General features: G+C 65.0%; 12 protein-coding genes. 10 read left to right on the top strand and 2 right to left on the bottom strand.

The window, feature by feature from the left end:
* Positions 1 to 379: 379 nt before the first annotated feature.
* The 8 genes from AACX88_RS16320 (at position 380) to AACX88_RS16355 (ending at position 11086) form a co-directional block, all read left to right on the top strand.
* Complete coding sequence (locus AACX88_RS16320) at positions 380 to 2254, top strand: polysaccharide biosynthesis protein (protein ID WP_339393919.1); 1875 nt, start codon at positions 380 to 382, stop codon at positions 2252 to 2254.
* Positions 2251 to 3288 carry an MraY family glycosyltransferase gene (locus AACX88_RS16325; protein WP_339393920.1) on the top strand — a complete coding sequence of 346 codons (1038 nt, stop codon included), beginning with the start codon at positions 2251 to 2253 and terminating at the stop codon, positions 3286 to 3288. Before AACX88_RS16320 ends, AACX88_RS16325 begins: the two co-directional genes overlap by 4 nt.
* Complete coding sequence (locus AACX88_RS16330) at positions 3285 to 4553, top strand: glycosyltransferase family 4 protein (RefSeq protein WP_339393921.1); 1269 nt, start codon at positions 3285 to 3287, stop codon at positions 4551 to 4553. Before AACX88_RS16325 ends, AACX88_RS16330 begins: the two co-directional genes overlap by 4 nt.
* A complete protein-coding gene (locus AACX88_RS16335; protein WP_339393922.1) occupies positions 4550 to 6292 on the top strand; it encodes a glycosyltransferase family 4 protein in 1743 nt (580 codons plus the stop codon). The genes AACX88_RS16330 and AACX88_RS16335 overlap by 4 nt, the downstream gene beginning before the upstream one ends.
* Positions 6289 to 7170: an ABC transporter permease gene (locus AACX88_RS16340; RefSeq protein WP_339393923.1), complete on the top strand. Its 882-nt coding sequence runs from the start codon at positions 6289 to 6291 to the stop codon at positions 7168 to 7170. The genes AACX88_RS16335 and AACX88_RS16340 overlap by 4 nt, the downstream gene beginning before the upstream one ends.
* On the top strand, positions 7157 to 8554 hold the full coding sequence (locus AACX88_RS16345) for an ABC transporter ATP-binding protein (protein ID WP_339393924.1): 1398 nt from the start codon (positions 7157 to 7159) through the stop codon (positions 8552 to 8554). The genes AACX88_RS16340 and AACX88_RS16345 overlap by 14 nt, the downstream gene beginning before the upstream one ends.
* Positions 8551 to 9420: a DUF6270 domain-containing protein gene (locus tag AACX88_RS16350; protein WP_339393925.1), complete on the top strand. Its 870-nt coding sequence runs from the start codon at positions 8551 to 8553 to the stop codon at positions 9418 to 9420. Before AACX88_RS16345 ends, AACX88_RS16350 begins: the two co-directional genes overlap by 4 nt.
* A 205-nt stretch (positions 9421 to 9625) precedes the next feature.
* Positions 9626 to 11086 (top strand): hypothetical protein, encoded by a 1461-nt coding sequence (locus AACX88_RS16355; protein WP_339393926.1) that lies wholly within the window; start codon positions 9626 to 9628, stop codon positions 11084 to 11086.
* Between the two features lie 87 nt (positions 11087 to 11173).
* Here the strand turns inward: AACX88_RS16355 and AACX88_RS16360 are convergent, their stop codons facing one another.
* Together AACX88_RS16360 and AACX88_RS16365 are read right to left on the bottom strand one after the other, a co-directional pair.
* Positions 11174 to 12163 carry an LCP family protein gene (locus tag AACX88_RS16360; RefSeq protein WP_339393927.1) on the bottom strand — a complete coding sequence of 330 codons (990 nt, stop codon included), beginning with the start codon at positions 12161 to 12163 and terminating at the stop codon, positions 11174 to 11176.
* A 294-nt stretch (positions 12164 to 12457) separates the two neighbouring features.
* A complete protein-coding gene (locus tag AACX88_RS16365; RefSeq protein WP_339393928.1) occupies positions 12458 to 13816 on the bottom strand; it encodes a cation:dicarboxylate symporter family transporter in 1359 nt (452 codons plus the stop codon).
* A 170-nt stretch (positions 13817 to 13986) separates the two neighbouring features.
* On the opposite strand from AACX88_RS16365, the gene AACX88_RS16370 reads away from it, so the two are divergent.
* Positions 13987 to 15663, top strand: coding sequence for a sensor histidine kinase (locus tag AACX88_RS16370; RefSeq protein WP_339393929.1), 1677 nt, complete (start codon positions 13987 to 13989; stop codon positions 15661 to 15663).
* Positions 15653 to 16155 (top strand): response regulator (locus tag AACX88_RS16375; RefSeq protein WP_339393930.1); only part of this gene is annotated, 503 nt, incomplete at its 3' end. The genes AACX88_RS16370 and AACX88_RS16375, both read left to right, overlap by 11 nt.

Raw genomic sequence — 16155 nt, forward strand, 5'->3', positions numbered from 1 at the left:
GCTCTTGGCCACCGGTAGCGTGCTGCACTAGCAACAGTTCCCTGTGGCTGATATGCAACGCTGCCACAACGTTGATTCATTAACCGTCGTTGGTAAGCGACGTGGTGCTCGAACATCTCAGCCGGGGTCGGATTTGACTCATCATCTGCGTCAAACAATCTGGATCAATAGTACAATCATGGAGTTGACCGGCGCTGTCCAGCGCTCCTGAGCTGCCTCTGTGTGTGGGGTGGGTAGACAGGTGCATGGGCTGAGTGAGAAGAGGACTGTGGGAAGCTGGACCTGGCCCGAAGCCGCTCGCACCCGTTTCGCCAAAGACCTCTTGGCCCTCGTCCGATCGTTGGCAGACGGGCTGATTTTCGCACTCATCATCTGTGCGATGATGCTCTTCCGGTTCGATTTCCGGGTCACCCAGCTGAGCCTGACAGGAATGCTGGTCTGCGCTGGAATCGGAGTCATCGTCTTTCTCGCATGCGGTCCTCTCGCGATCTATCGCGGCCGGTACTACGACGGTTCCTCCGATCAGTTCGCGGCGATTGCAGGCACGACAGCGCTTGCAGTCGGACTGATGTGGGTCGCTGAGTTCGCCTTAGCTTCCCATCTACTCATCCCCACAAGTGTGCCCATCGCCGCAGGTGCGATGATGCTCGTGGTCAAGAGCCTGGAGAACTGGGTCAGGCGGAACTACCGGCAGAGGTCGAGGTCGGGATCGCGGTCATCGAAGCCCGCGCTCATCATCGGTGCCGGGACTCAGGGCATGCGGGCACTCGACATGATCGCCGAGGACCGCAGCCACGAATACTCCGCTGCCGGGCTCCTCGACGACGACCCTCACAAACGTCACCTTCGCTACAACGGCATCCGGGTGGTCGGACCGATTGCCGAACTCGCCGAGCAGGTCGACAGAACCGGGGCGACCGTCGTCATCATCGCCATCGCCGACCTGCCGCCGGAGGACCTCCAACGCATCGCATCGAGTCTCGACGGGCGTCCCGTGGAGATCAAGATCCTGCCCACGCTCGCCGAATCCGATCTCGGCCGCCAGGAGTCGCACGCCCCGGCGGTCTCGGATCTTCGTTCGCGGAGCTTCCGCGATATCAGCCTTGAGGACCTCATCGGTCGCAAGCCGATCTCCACGAACGTCGAGGACATCTCCTCGGCGATCACCGGGCGGATCGTCCTCGTCACCGGCGCCGGAGGGTCCATCGGATCCCAGCTCTGTCGGCAGGTGGCACGTTTCGATCCGGCTCGACTGGTCATGACCGACCGGGACGAATCCGGCCTCCATGCCACTCAGCTCGGACTCGAGGGGTCTGCGCTGCTCACCAGCGATGATCTGGTGCTCGGCGACCTGCGGGACACCGCTTTCATCAATGCGCTGGTCGCCGAAGTCAAGCCGGACATCATCTTCCACGCAGCGGCTCTCAAGCACCTCACGTTCCTCGAGCGATTCCCCGAGGAGGCGATCCGCACGAACGTCGGTGCCAGCCTCGATCTGCTCAACGCGGCGGTTGCCAATGAGGTCGAATCATTCGTGCACATCTCGACCGACAAGGCAGCGAACGCGATGTCGGTGCTCGGGCGCACGAAGTTTTCGATCGAGCGAGCAATCGCCTCGGTCGCCGCCGACTCCGGCCGTCGCTATATGTCGGTGCGCTTCGGCAATGTCCTCGGGTCACGCGGTTCGGTGCTTGAGACATTTGTCGCACAGGTCGCTGCCGGCGACCCGGTGACGGTGACCGATCCCGAGGTCACGCGGTATTTCATGACCGCCGACGAAGCGTGCGAACTCGTCCTTCAGGCCGCATCGATCGGCAATCCCGGCGAAACGCTTGTCCTCGACATGGGCGTGCCCATCAAGATCGATGATCTGGCCCGGCGAGTCATCGCGCTGAGCGGTCGCTCCGATGCGAGCATCGTCTACACCGGACTGCGCCCCGGAGAGAAGCTGACCGAGTCGCTATTGTCCCCAGGAGAAGAGGATGTCCGGCCGGTTCACCCCCTGATCACACAGGTCAAGATTTCCCCTGTCGACGTCTCCGCGCTGTACGCCATCGTCGCCGAGGCGCGTGATGCGTCCGCGTTCGGCCGTCGCAGCGAACTGGCCCTCGCGCTCGTCGGCATCCTCTGCGAACCGGAATCCCCATCCGGTGACGCACTCGCACCACCGTCGTCGTCATCCCTTCAGGCGACGACCGTCAACGCCCTCACCCCTTCCGACGAGATCCCCGGTACGGGGGACGCGAGCAGATGACTGCCCTCTCCGTTGCTGTCCTCGTCATTGCGGCAGCAGCGACGGTCGCCACCGCCCTGGCGGTCTTTCCGCTGCTCAAGCGGGCCGGCGTCGTCGACGTACCCTCTGACCGTTCCTCTCACAGCGAGGTGACTGTGCGTGGCGGCGGCATCGCCATCGGGTGCGGCGTGACTGTCGCGACGGTCGTCGCCACCGTATGGAGCTTCGTCGAGAACGGGGCATTCGGTTTCGGCGGCATCCTCGTGTCGGTGGGCTTCCTCGTCCTCACCTGGTGCTATTCGGTGATCGGCATGAGCGACGACCTCGACTCGCTCCAGCCGCTCGGGCGGCTGTTCGGGCAGGTGGCGCTCGCTCTCATCTTCAGCGGCTGCATCGCGCTCGTGTCGACGCATGGCCTCGGCCATGTGCTCGTCTTCGCGGTCGTGGGCGTGACGATCGTCAATGCCGTGAATTTCGTCGACGGTCTCAACGGGTACGTCACGGGTTGGGCGATCGTCACCGGATCCTGGTATGCCTTCGTCTCCGCCTGGGTCGGACAGGAGGACGTCATGCTGCTGGCGTTGGCGCTGGCAGGCGCCGCGTGCGGTTTCCTGCCGTTCAACATCGGCCGGGCACGGGCGTTCCTCGGCGATACCGGAAGCTACGGAATCGGTGCGGCTGTGTTCGCGATCGCCGTCTGGCTCTTCGTCTCGGGTGTTCCGATCGTCGTCGTCATCGCTCCGTTGGTCTTCGTCTTCTTCGACGTCGGCTGCACACTCATGTGGCGCCTCTTCCAGGGCGAGAACGTCTTCCTTCCGCACCGTCAGCATATGTACCAGAGAACCCAACAGGCAGGGTGGTCACATGGCATGGTCTCGCTCTTTCACGCTGCTCTCACGGTGCTCGCCTGTCTTCTCGCAGTCCCGACACTGATTGCTGGCAACACCGTGACGACCTACCCCGCACATGTGTTCTGGGTGGCACTGCTTGCGCTCTATGCCCTTGTGCCGTTGTGGCTGCGTCGACGTCCTGCACCGCAGGCGGTGGCAGCGTGAGGATCCTGCTGCTTTCCCATTACTACTGGCCCGAGGTCGGCGCCCCGCAGCGGCGCTGGAGCACCATGGTCAGTCATCTCATCGCCAACGGCCATGAGATCGTCGTTGCCGCGCCTCACCCCCACTACCCGTACACACGGCGGGACGAATTCTTCGGTTCCCGAGTCGGCCACCGACGCAGACGTGTCCGCGCTCGCTTGGGCGGGACCTGGGAGGACGGCGAACACGGCGAGAAGATCATACGAGTGCCCTACCTCCACAGCGGAGCATCGATGGCCAGACAGATGCTCGACCAGACCGTCGCTGCCTCTGGAGCGCTCAGCACAGCTCTGCGCAGGCTGCAGGGTCCTCACCGACCTGATGTCGTCGTCTCCACGACTCCCGCACTTCCAACGTTGCTCGCCGGTGATCTCGTCTCACGCATCCTTCGCGTTCCGCATGTCGCCGAGGTTCGCGATGCCTGGCCCGACCTCATCCATGAACTCTCCCTGGTCACGAATGCAGCAGGACGATTCCTCCCGTCCGCAGTGTGCGGTCGTCTCGAAGACACCTTGATTCCCGGGTTCCTCACCCGCGCGCAGAGACGAGCTGCGGTCGTGGTCGTCACCACTGAGAGCTTCTGCACCCGCCTGCGTGAACGGGGCATCAACGCAACAGTGGTCAGAAGCGGGGTGAGCCGGTCCGAGATCGACTCGACACTGTTCGTCCCCGCGCATCGGCCTCAAGGCGAGGACGGCGTCAATCTCCTCTATGTCGGCACGGTCGGACGATCACAGGACCTCGGCGCCGCCATCCGAGCCGCAGCGACAGTGCCGGGAACACACCTGCGCATCGTCGGCGATGGGGCGGACAAAGACGCGCTCGTCGAACTGGCAGCGCACCTCGATGCACCAGTGGACTTCTACCCCCAGTCGACGGGGACCGAGCTGGCAGCGCATTGGGACTGGGCCGATGCCGGTCTTGTCAGCCTCGGCGATGTCCCCGCCCACACCCGCACAGTGCCGTCGAAGCTCTACTCCCTCATGGTGCGCGGCATCCCCGTGCTCGGCATCGTCGCAGGAGAGGCCGCGGACATCATCACTGTCAACGGTGCCGGTTCGGTGGCGAAGCCAGGTGACGTCGAATCCATCGCCGAGGCGATGAGGACGTTCGCCGAGGCAGTCGTCCGTCCCAGCGAGCGCGCTCGCGAATGGACGATCGACAATGCCTCCGCCGAGGTGATGGGACGCGACTACGAACGCATTCTCGAGGAGGTGTGCCGATGAAGACGGGTTTCGTTGCCAAACAGGTCGTCAACGCGCTCGCCACCACCGCGTCCCATGTCAGTGAGGACCGGGTCTTCTTCGCGATGCAACTGGCCAGAAGACTCCCGCCGCCGGTGTCGAGAACGGTCGGGAGATTGCTCGGCAGTCTGCCCGGGCCTGCGTCCACCGCAGCAGGGGCATGGCTGTTCGGCCGCGAATCGCAGGCACGTGAGATCGTGACATCGACCGAACCGACGAAAGCGACGCGTCTGCTGGGGGAGATCGCACTGAACCTCGGGATGCTGGAGACAGCATCCCGTATCGCCGCGTCCGTGCCCGGAAGTCAGACGCTCCTGTCGAGGATCCACTGGACGGAAGGACGCATCAGCGAAGCGATCGACGCTCTCCCCGAGAGCAGGCGCCGTCGACGACTCGAATCCGAGCGCGAGACGCTTGCGCCTGGATGGCGCCCGGACGTCGACGACTACGTGCCTGCACGTCGTTCGCCCCGCCCTGCTGCGGACGTCCCGCTCAGCTCGATGCACATTCTCACGAACTCGCTGCCCCACACCCGTTCGGGCTACGCCTACCGCAGTCACCTCATTCTGCGGACGTTGCGCGATGCCGGCCACGATGTCGTCGCAGCCACCCGACCTTCGTATCCGATGACGATCGGGCGGTTGAGCCCCCAGCCTGCAGAAGCGGTCGACGGCATCGAATACCTCCGGCACGTTCCGCTTCTGCCGGCGACGACTCCCACGACACGGCTGAGTGAGCAGGCGGCTTGGATCGCCGAACACGCACGCCGGCGTGGCACAGATGTCCTCCACACCACGACCCATTACGTCAACGGTCTGGCGACGGGTGCTGCTGCCCGTGCGATCGGGATCCCCTGGGTCTACGAGGTGCGCGGAGTGCTCGAAGAGACCTGGGCGGCGGCCGGTGCCACGCCTTCGGCACGAGGATCGCGTCGTCGCAGTGAGCGATTCGCACTCATGCGTGCCAAGGAGATCGAAGTCGCTCGTGACGCCGATGCCGTGATCACCCTCGGCGAGACGATGCGCGACCACCTCATCGGCAACGGCATCGATGAGAACTCGATCACCGTCATCCCCAACGCGGTGTCGGAGGCCGTCGTCAGTGCCGATGTCTCTGTCGCACCCGCTGAGATGAGAGAGCGGCTGAACCTGCCGACATCCGGGGTGTGGGTCGGGACAGCGGCCTCGATCGTCGCCTACGAAGGTCTCGACGATCTCGTCGACTCCGTCATCATCGCCCGCAGCAAAGGTGTCGATCTCCGCCTGCTCATCGCAGGCGACGGCGTGGCCCTACCCGAGCTTCGCGAACGGGCAGCCGCACTCGGCGACGCGGCAGTCTTCACCGGACGGGTGTCGCAGGACGCGGCGATCGACTACCAGCTGGCCCTCGATGCGATCGTCGTTCCCCGCAAGAACGAACCGGTCTGCCGGCTCGTCACCCCGATCAAGCCGATCGAGGCGATGGGGCTGGCACGACCGGTTGTCATCTCAGACCTTCCGGCTCTGAGAGAATTGTTGCCGACCGACTCCGGTCTGTGGACAGAGCCTGAGAACCCACACCGACTGGCCGAAGTGCTGTCCGAACTCGCTGTCGACTCGGAGGCAAGGCAAAACTTCGGGAAGAATGGTCGCGAGTATGTGTTGTCGTCAAGACGGTGGAAGGACATCGGTCAGCGTTATGGTCAGGTCTATTCCGAGATATTGGGAGTGATATCGAAGTGAGTGATACCCGGAACCCGTTGGGCCTGACCACGATCCCCTCAGTCTCGAGCGAAGGACTGGTCGCCGTCGGCAAGCGCATGGGCCTGCGCAGCTACCTCAGGAGCCTGTGGGAGCGACGGTACTTCATCATTGCGGAGTCCCGTGCGAAAGTGAGCGGCTCGACCCGGAATAATCTGCTCGGTTATGCCTGGCTGTTCATCAACCCGCTGCTCTCCGTCCTCGCGTTCTGGTTCATCTTCGGGTTCATACTCAATTCCTCTCGCGGAATCGACAACTTCATTGGCTACCTTGTGATCGGCGTGTTCTTCTTCGCCTATACAGGAAAGTCGATGACCGGCGGCACCGTTTCTATCCGCGGGGGCGCTTCGATGATCAGAGGCTTCCAGTTCCCGCGCGCAGCTCTTCCGATCTCGACCGTCGTCCGCAACTTTCTCGACTTCATACCGAGCTTGGCGGTGATGGTTGTGGTCCTCGCGGTACTCCCGCCCGCCGAGGTGATCACTTGGCGCGTCGTCCTCATAATCCCCGTCGTCGTGCTACAGACGATTTTCAATGTCGGATTGGCGTGTCTGCTCGCACGAGTCGGACATAAGTTCCCCGACATGTCGAATCTGATGTCGATCATCAGCCGATTCTGGCTATACGGCTCAGGGGTGTTCTTCTCAGTAGAAGAGCAGCTCGCAGATCATCCAGTCCTATTGACGATCATGCAGGCCAATCCAATGCATTCATTCCTCACTTTGGCGAGGGACTCTCTGCTCTATGGAACCGCCTCGCCGTCGTGGATGTGGATCTCCGCTGTGGTCTGGTCGTTCGGGCTTCTCGTCGTGGGATTCCTGTTCTTCTGGCGAGGAGAGGAGAGTTATGGTCGACTCTGAATCTGTCAGCTTTGCCACCGCAGATCTTGCGTCAGCAGCCGAACCGAACATCGTCGCAGAAAACGTACAGGTCCGTTACACCGTGGCCACAAACGACCCCGCAAAGGGATCGAAGGGCATCAAGCGCCTCGCCGGTGCCATTTCTGGACGCAATGGGACAACCACTGTTCGCGCGTTGCGGGGAGTCAATCTCGTTGCGAGAGAAGGCGAGATGGTCGGGGTCGTAGGAGCCAACGGCTCAGGCAAGTCGACGCTGCTGCGCAACATTGCCGGCGTAGAGCAACCCGACCGAGGACGCGTCCTGGTGCGCTTTCAACCGCTCCTGCTGGGCGTCAGTGCGGCGCTGCAACCGTCGCTCTCCGGCGGGGAGAACGTCCGCCTCGGTTGCCTGGCGATGGGTCTGACCCCGGATGAAGCCGCGGAAGCATATGACTACGTTGTCGAGTTGTCTGCACTTGGATCGGCGATCCATCGCCCGATGGGTACGTATTCCTCAGGTATGGGAGCCCGCCTGCGGTTTGCGATCGCGCTTGCCGCTCGGCCGAAGATTCTGCTCATCGATGAGGCGCTGTCGACCGGAGATGCAACGTTCGCAGAGCGCAGCGAGCGTGCGATGGACGATCTCCTCGCAGAGGCGGGCACCGTGCTGCTCGTCAACCACGCGGCGAAAGTCATTCAGGAACTCTGCACTCGCGCTGTGTGGATGCACAAGGGCGAGATCCTCATGGACGGACCGGCAGAGGCGGTCGCCGAAAAGTACCGCTGGTGGGCGTGGAATGTTGCCAAGGGCGAAGAGGAGATCGCTGACAAACTCCTCGCCGACGTGATGAGCAATGCGCGGCAGGAAGAGATCAATGTCCTCGAACCCGAGTTAGTGCGTAACCCGATTCCAAGACACGCTGCGCGATCAGGCAAGAAGAAGAGAATCGCCGCTCGGCACGTGAAACGGCGAGAAGCATCACGCGAAATAGAGGAAGAACCGATGCCGCAGATTGCGGCAGCCGAACCCCATGCGTGGCCCGAAGAGATCGGGGCACCTTCATCGCCCGCCATTTTCCCGGTGCTCCCGAAACCAGCATCGGAAGCCGTCGGCTCCCAGCATTGGCACGATGGCCCGCCGCCGCTGCGTCTTCATCCCGGTGACAAGCGCGTCATTCTCCGCGCCGCCAACCCCGACGACAGGGCGTCGTCGGTGGCTGCCTCGGCGGATCTCACGGGGCAGCGTCTTGCGTCGAAGGTGAGACTGCTCGCGGATCAGCGTTACGCTGACCGCATGCGGAAGCGGCGAGCCTCCGGTGACGCCCCGAACGCACCCGAACCAGGAGGGGACGAACCTGCTGAACCTCGCCGCCGGTCGATGACGACGGAAGACGCGAAGTCGTGAACATCGCCATCTTCGGTTCGTGCGTCAGCCGTGACACGTGTGAGTTCATGCCCGATGCGGACGTGCGCGCCTATGTCGCACGACAGTCGGTGCGCAGCCTTCTTGCACCTCACGGCACAGACGGAGTCGATCTGAGCGAACTGACTTCGGCATTCCAAGAACGGATGGTCGTGGGCGACCTCGAAGGCAACGGCGCACGCCGGATCGCGGAGATCGCCGACGAACTCGATGTGATCCTCGTGGATCTGGTCGATGAGCGCCGAGGCTACTGGGAGTTCCCGGACGGCACGTCGATGACGAACTCCATCGAGGTCGAACTCTCCGGAGCCGGTCGGGCTGCCCGCCGTTCAGGGGCCAGGCTGGTCGAATTCGGAACGGACGAGCACTTCGCCGCCTGGCACGTCGGGTTCGAGGCGCTGGTCGCGTCGCTCGGTGTCGCTGGACTTGCGGACAAGACGGTGCTCATCGACGTCGAATGGGCCGCGGCGCTGGCAGGAGCTCCGCACCCGCGCGGTGATGTCGCCAGCGTGCTCGGCCGACACGGCCGCCGGTTGAAGCGCGGGGTTCGGGAAGCGAGTCGAAGATTGTCGACCGGCGCCTCGGTACAGGAAGCCTGGCGCCGCTTCTCTGAGATCAAACCGACTGAGGCCGAGGAGTTCGCCGACCGTGCGATCGACGCCAATGAGAAGTTCATGCGCTACCGCGAAGCGGCGCGACAGATGGTCGGCGTCGCGATCACACGATCGAGCGGTGAGCTGCGGATCAGTAGGGAACACAAATGGGGGCCGCAGCCTTTCCATTTCCGCGATGAGGACTACTCCTCGCTGGTGGACAGCATCCGCGAGTTCGCAGCGGAACGGCAGTGAACGTTCGCTGGCTCCTCGCCTAGGATAGAAGCAGACGGCTCATGCAGGCTGTCGGATGTCGATGCCGAAGAGTCTGCCCGGATGGTGCAATGTGAAGCGAACCCTGCAAGTGATCGTCGCCGTTGCAACTGCGCTGACCATTGCAGGGTGTGCGTTCAACCCCTCCACACGCGACGAAGCCGCAGGTTCTTCCGCTGAAGCCGGAATGCAGAGCCCGACGCCGACGATCTTCACGCAGAACCTGAACTCTCGCACGATGGGGGAGACAGGAACCGTCGCGATCACCGAGGAGTCGACGGGCCAATACTTCCGCTCCTCCAACATCGGCATCTCCTTCGAGGCCACCGACCTCGCCGACCCGCGTCTCGACCCGGCGGCGTCCAACCTTGACGATCTGCTCACGTCCCTCGGTTCGCCGGCCCTGCGTTTCGGCGGCAACGGCCTTGACCGGCGCACGTTCTGGACATCCTCGGGGGAGACCCCGCCGAAGGCCGAACAGGTGGCCGTTACGCCCGACGACCTCAGGCGGCTGAAGCAGCTTCTCGACGCCACCGGCTCGACGGTGACGATCGGCATCCCACTCGGCACCTACGACCCCAAACGCGGAGCCGACATGGCAGTCAATGCCGTCGACATCCTCGGCGACTCCCTGGTCGGGCTATCGATCGGCAACGAGCCGAATGGCTACACCGTTCAGGACGTTCCAGGGGGAGCTGTCCGAGATGACAGCTGGGACAAGACGAAATATGTCGAGCAGTTGAACGCGTATGTTGAGGCAATACACTCCCAACGCCCGGACGCCCCCATCATCGGCCCCGATGCATTCGACGGAGCATGGATGGACGCTTTCCTCGGCGCAAATGTCGAAAATACTGCCGCGCTCGCACAACATTGGTATCAGCTCTACGACTGCGATTCGAGTGCGGTTCCCGGACGAGGTCCCCAGTCTGAGAACTTACTAGATCCGAGCGCTAAGCAGGCTGCCAAGAAGAACATCGGCATCGGTAAGGCCAAAGCGGACGCTGCCGGGCTACCGCTGTGGCTCGAAGAGACCGGTCCGACGAGCTGCGGGGGCACGAACGACACCTCCCTGACGAACGCGATGTCCCTCTGGACCGCCGACTTCACGCTCTACGCTGCCTCACTCGGAGTCCAACGGCTTGCCATGCACTCGATGCTCGGGGCCTGCAACGGTGGCGCCCCGATGTCGCTGGTCTGCGACCCCGCAGGCCGCGGCACCGCCTCCTCGACCCTCGAAGGCCGACCGCACTTCGCGGCCCTGCGCCTCCTCGTGCCCAGCATCGGCGGCACCTTCACCAAGACCACGGTCACCGGCGGTGGGAACATGAGCGCCTACACCGTGACGAAGAACGATGGGACGACCCTGGTCACGACGATCATCAACGCCAACGATGCCGCGGCCTCAGGCGGCAACCCCGTCACCCTCGAGATCCCCGAGGGCTTCTCCGTCGACAAGGCCTCACAGGTCTACGGACCCTCGAACGACGCAAAGAACGCCACTCAGGTCATCCCTGCCAATCCGCTCCCGGACAGCGTTCCCTACAGCGGACCGGCACCGACCGCATCAGAGGCCGCCGACGACAACGACCTGCGGATCGACCTCGCCGGAAGCTCGGCAACCGTCTTCATCATGAGCAAGAAGTGAGGCGCGCCGAGGACGGGGCCGGTGACGATCCAGGACCGATCTGCGGTCCGAACCGCCTCAGTGCCGCGGCCGCATCGGCGGACGACCTCAGTACCCGAGGGATGCGACATAGCGGAGGAACTCCTTGAGGTCCTCCCCGGCCAGCGCCTGACGCAGGGCCGGCAGCGCCTCGGCGTCGAAGGTCACCCGCACCGTGCCGTCGTCGATCCGCTGGGACGTCGCCGGGACCGTGACCGCGATGACGTCGTCCTGCGGGATCTGCCGGATGACATTCGCAAGCTTCCCCAACTCGATCGTCGTCAGCCCCGCATCCGTGCGCACTCCCGCCGCCACCGCACCGAGGACCGCGGTGAGCTTCGCCGGATCCTTCGCCAGACCGCCCTGCCGCAGCGCCTGAACGAGGGCGCGCAGCAGCGCCCGCTGATTGCGGGTGCGCGTCTGACCCGCATCGTCAACGGCATCGGCGGCGGCGAACGTCACCGCCGCGGCGCCATCAAGCGAATTCGTGCCCTCGACGAACGCGATTCCACCGGACTCGAACGCCGTGCGACCGTAGACCGCCACCGGACCGATGACATCGATGACATTGCCGAGCGCCTCGGCGGAGAGCTCGATGACATGGTCGACGCGGATGCCCAGCACCTCCTCGGCGATCGCGACGAACACGGGCCACCCGCCCTCGTCGACGAGACTGCCGAAGCTGCGACCCGCCTCGATCTCGACCGAGGGATTGAGCACGAGGAACCCCGCCGTATCGCCGCTCGCGGGCACATGGATGAGCGCGAACAGGTCGCGCAGGCTCGAGGTGGCACCGCCTGCCTCGGACGACGGCGAGCCGGTCGCAGCTGTGCCGGGCGGGACCGCGTCGGACGAAGGCGCGTCGGTCGCTGCCGCACCGGCCGCGGTCGTGATGCGCAGGGCAAGCGTCCGTGCATCGTCGGCGGCGGGACGGATGTCTGCGGGCGGGAACGACTGGTCCTCGGCGAGCTTGCGCGACGGATCGTCGAACTGCGACCGAGCCCGGTTGACGTCCCCCAGTGACCCCAGGGCCGATGCCATCGTTTTGAGCTTGACCATCGTCGTTCCCTTCCCGGAGCGCTGTGCAGTATGTTCGAGCGGTGCCGCGTCCCCGGCCAACGTAACCATCGCATTGACAGCGGGTGACCGAACAGTGACCTCGACCGGCCGCACTGCCGGCCTGCATCTCGTATTTCACGATCGCGGGGGAGGGGCTGGTGAGGGGCTCACTGACGCATCTCAAACTCTAGCCGCAACGACAGGACAAGTGGAGCGAGAACCACGGGGCGGACGCACATTCGCGCGCCCGCCCCGTGGATGGTGCCGACCGTTCAACAGGCCGTCATGTCGAGGTCACGTCCGCGACAGTGCTTGTGGTGCGTTTTCAGACTCCCCGTCGGTCTCACTCGCACCTCCATGCGCTTCCGGGTCGAGACTGAGCTCGTCGAACGGGCTCGACCCGTCGAGTGCCGCCCGGGCCTGACCGAGGTCGATCTCCTTCGTCCACGTGCCGATGAGCAGGGTGGCCACCGCGTTGCCGGTGAAGTTCGTCAGGGCGCGGGCCTCTGACATGAACTTGTCGATGCCGACGATGACGCCCATCCCGTCGAGCAGCTCGGGCCGGTGCGCCTGCAGCCCCGCGGCCAGGGTGGCCAGGCCCGCACCGGTGACGCCGGCGGCGCCCTTCGAGGCGATGATCATGAACACGAGCAGCGAGATCTGCTGGCCCAGGTCCATCGGCATGCCCATCGCACTGGAGACGAAGAGCGCGGCCATCGTCAGGTAGATCGCGGTGCCGTCGAGGTTGAACGAGTACCCGGTGGGCACGGTGATGCCGACGACGGGCTTCGAGACCCCGGCGTGCTCCATCTTCGCCAGCAGCCTCGGCAGCGCGGATTCCGAGGACGAGGTGGAGAAGATGAGCAGATACTCCCGGGCCAGGTACTTCATGAGGCGGAAGATGTTCAGCCCGGTGACGATCTTGAGCAGACCGCCGAGGACGATGACGATGAAGAGCGCGCACGTGAGGTAGAAGGCACCCATGAGCACGGCCATCGACCCGATCGCCGCCCACCCGGTGGCGCCGACGACCGCGGCGATCGCCCCGAACGCACCGACCGGGGCTGCCCACATGATCATCATCATGAGTTTGAAGACGACGGCCTGGATGTGGCGGATGCCGGTGAGCACCGGTTCCCCGGCCTTGCCCATCGACTGGAGGGCGAACCCGACGAGGAGGGCGAGGACGAGCGTCGGCAGCACGGGGATGTCGCCGGGGATGAGGCTGAGCAGGAACACGACGGTCGCATTGTCATCGCCGCCGGCCGCCTCGTAGGGCTTGAGCTGGAGTCCCGTGCCGGGGTGGATGATGTTGCCGACGACGAGGCCGATGATGAGCGCGAGCGTGGCCATACAGAGGAAGTAGAGCATCGCGAGCCCGCCGACCTTGCCGACGGTCGCGGCCTTCGCCACCGAACCGACGCCGAGGACGATCGTGCAGAAGATGATCGGGGCGATGATCATCTTGATGAGCGCGATGAACGCGGTGCCCAGGGGCTTGAGCGCGATGCCCAGTTCGGGGGCGACGAGCCCGATCGTGGCTCCCGAGACCACGGCGATGATGACCATGATGTAGAGCCAGTGGGTGCGGTCCTTCTTCTTGCCCGGTCGAGTCTGACCGGTGACCGCGGGTGTGTTGGTGGTAGGCGACATTGCCCTCTCCTCGTTGAGCGTCGGTGATCCGGCTGCGCGCCGGTCGAAGTGCCCACTCAGGATGACAAGGATCACATGCCCTGTCGTGGTTGCGTTCATAGTGTTCATGGCCGGCCGCAGGCGTCGTTCGGGCACTCGCCGGGTGGGGGAGTCGTGCGAAGCTTGTCCGTGTGAGGACAACGACGACGCCCCTGACCGGCCGCACCCGGGTGCGGCATGTGCCGTTGGCGCGTCGCCTCTTCCTCCTCCAGCTCGTCCTCATCGTGGCAGTCTGTGCCGTCCTCAGCGTCACCAGTTATCTCTCGGCCCGGGACTCCGCGCGCGATGCCGCCGCCGACCGTGTCCTCAGCATCGCCGAGACCCTGGCCCACGATCCCTTCGTCGCCGAGGCGGTCGCCGGTCCCGACCCGTCCGCTGCACTCCAGCCCTTTGCCCAGACCGTCATCGACACCGCCGAGGTGGACTTCGTGACGATCATGGACTCAGACCGCACCCGCTACACCCACCCCGACCCGACGGAGATCGGCAAGCCCTACATCGGCAGCATCGGCACGGCGCTGACCGGGCAGAGCGAGGTCGAGGAGTACGTCGGAACCCTCGGTCCCTCGGTGCGGGCGATCGCGCCGATCATGGACGCATCCGGTGAGGTCACCGCGATGGTCGCCGTCGGCGTCACCCTCGAGACGATCTCGCTCACCCACGCTGCGGCCCTGCCGCAGATCCTCATCGTCGCCGCCGCAGCGATCGCCCTCGGCGGGCTCGGGGCATGGATCCTCAGCCGCTACCTCAAGCGCGTCACCTTGGGCTACGGTCCCGAACAGCTCAAACGGCTCTTCGCGTTCTACGACTCCGCCCTCCATTCGCTGCGGGAGGGGCTCATCCTCGTCGACGACCGTGCCCGCCTCGTCCTCTACAACGATGAGGCGGCGGCCCTGCTCGACCTGCCCCGTCCCGCTGACGGTGAGCCGGTTCCCCTCGCCGAGGTGGCCCTGCCCGCCTCGATCCGCGCCCTCCTGGAATCGGGTCGGGTCGCCGTCGACGAAACCCACCTCACCGCCGACCGTGTCCTCGTCATCAGCCAGAAAGCCGCAACCGGGCCCGAGGCGCGAGCCGCCGGGCAGGAGGGCGCCGAGGCGTCCGGCACCGTCGTCACGTTGCGCGACCGCACCGACTTCGAGGAGCTCACCGGCGAGCTTGAGACGATGCGCACGCTCTCCGAGGCGCTGCGCGCCCAGACCCATGAGCACGCGAACCGTCTGCACACGGTCTCCAACCTCATCGAACTCGGCCGCCTCGACGATGCCCTCGAATTCGCCGTCCGCGACGAACAGGAGTCCCAACGGCTCACCGACACCTTCGTCGACTCCCTTGACGAACCGTTCATCACGGCCCTGATGATCGGCAAAGCGGCGCAGGCCCATGAGCGCGGCATCGAACTCACGGTCACCGCGACGGGGGAGCTGCCGGCCGGCAGCCTCGATGCCCGCGACCTCGTCACGGTCGCCGGCAATCTCCTCGACAACGCCCTCGACGCGGCCGCCGACTCCCCGGAGCGGCATGTGTGGGCCGATTTCGTCGCCGCCGACGGGGAGCTGATCATCACGATCGCCGACTCGGGCACCGGGATCGACCCCGCGGAGATCGACACGATCTTTCGCCTCGGCACCACGGAGAAGTCGGCGCCGGTGGCCGCGGGCGGGCGCGGATTCGGGCTCGCGCTCGTCCGGCAGGCCGTGGCCCGCCTCGGCGGGGATCTGCGCATCGAATCCGACGGTGGGGCGATCTTCACGGTGACGCTGCCGCTGACGCCGGACACCCGGGGAGGTGAAGGCACCGATGACAAATGAGCCGAAGTCGACCGAGCCCGAGCTGCGCGTCCTAATCGTCGACGACGATCCGCTCACGGCGGAGGCGCACGCGGACTTCGTCCGCCGGATCCCCGGTTTCGCGGTCGCGGGGATCAGCCGCGGCGGGGTCGAGGCGCTCGCCCGGTTCGACGCACTCACTACATCGGGGGAGCCGGTGGACATCGTGCTGCTCGACATGAACCTCGTCGATGCACACGGACTCGATGTGGCCAAGCGGATGAACAGCCGGAACACGGGCGCGGACATCATCGCGATCACCGCGGTGCGACATCTGCCGGTCATCCGCTCGGCGATCTCGGTGGGGATCACGCAGTACCTCATCAAACCCTTCGCGTTCGCCGCGTTCCGGGAGAAGCTCGAGAACCAGCGGGCGTTCCGGCAGGGGCTGAGCGGGGGAGGGGAGCTTGCGACGCAGGAGTCCGTCGACAGTGCGTTGAGTGCACTCCGGTCGGTCGCCCCGGGCCGTCTGCC

It is taken from the genome of Brevibacterium metallidurans, assembly GCF_037101285.1.
GTDB classification, from domain to species: Bacteria; Actinomycetota; Actinomycetes; order Actinomycetales; family Brevibacteriaceae; genus Brevibacterium; species Brevibacterium metallidurans.

Bases quoted from the DNA above. Each gene is read 5' to 3' on its own strand.
- AACX88_RS16320 (WP_339393919.1), top strand. From the start codon at position 380: ATGATGCTCTTCCGGTTCGATTTCCGGGTCACCCAGCTGAGCCTGACA.
- AACX88_RS16360 (WP_339393927.1), bottom strand. From the start codon at position 12,163: ATGGTCAAGCTCAAAACGATGGCATCGGCCCTGGGGTCACTGGGGGAC.
- AACX88_RS16325 (WP_339393920.1), top strand. From the start codon at position 2,251: ATGACTGCCCTCTCCGTTGCTGTCCTCGTCATTGCGGCAGCAGCGACG.
- AACX88_RS16355 (WP_339393926.1), top strand. From the start codon at position 9,626: ATGCAGAGCCCGACGCCGACGATCTTCACGCAGAACCTGAACTCTCGC.
- AACX88_RS16345 (WP_339393924.1), top strand. From the start codon at position 7,157: ATGGTCGACTCTGAATCTGTCAGCTTTGCCACCGCAGATCTTGCGTCA.
- AACX88_RS16335 (WP_339393922.1), top strand. From the start codon at position 4,550: ATGAAGACGGGTTTCGTTGCCAAACAGGTCGTCAACGCGCTCGCCACC.
- AACX88_RS16365 (WP_339393928.1), bottom strand. From the start codon at position 13,816: ATGTCGCCTACCACCAACACACCCGCGGTCACCGGTCAGACTCGACCG.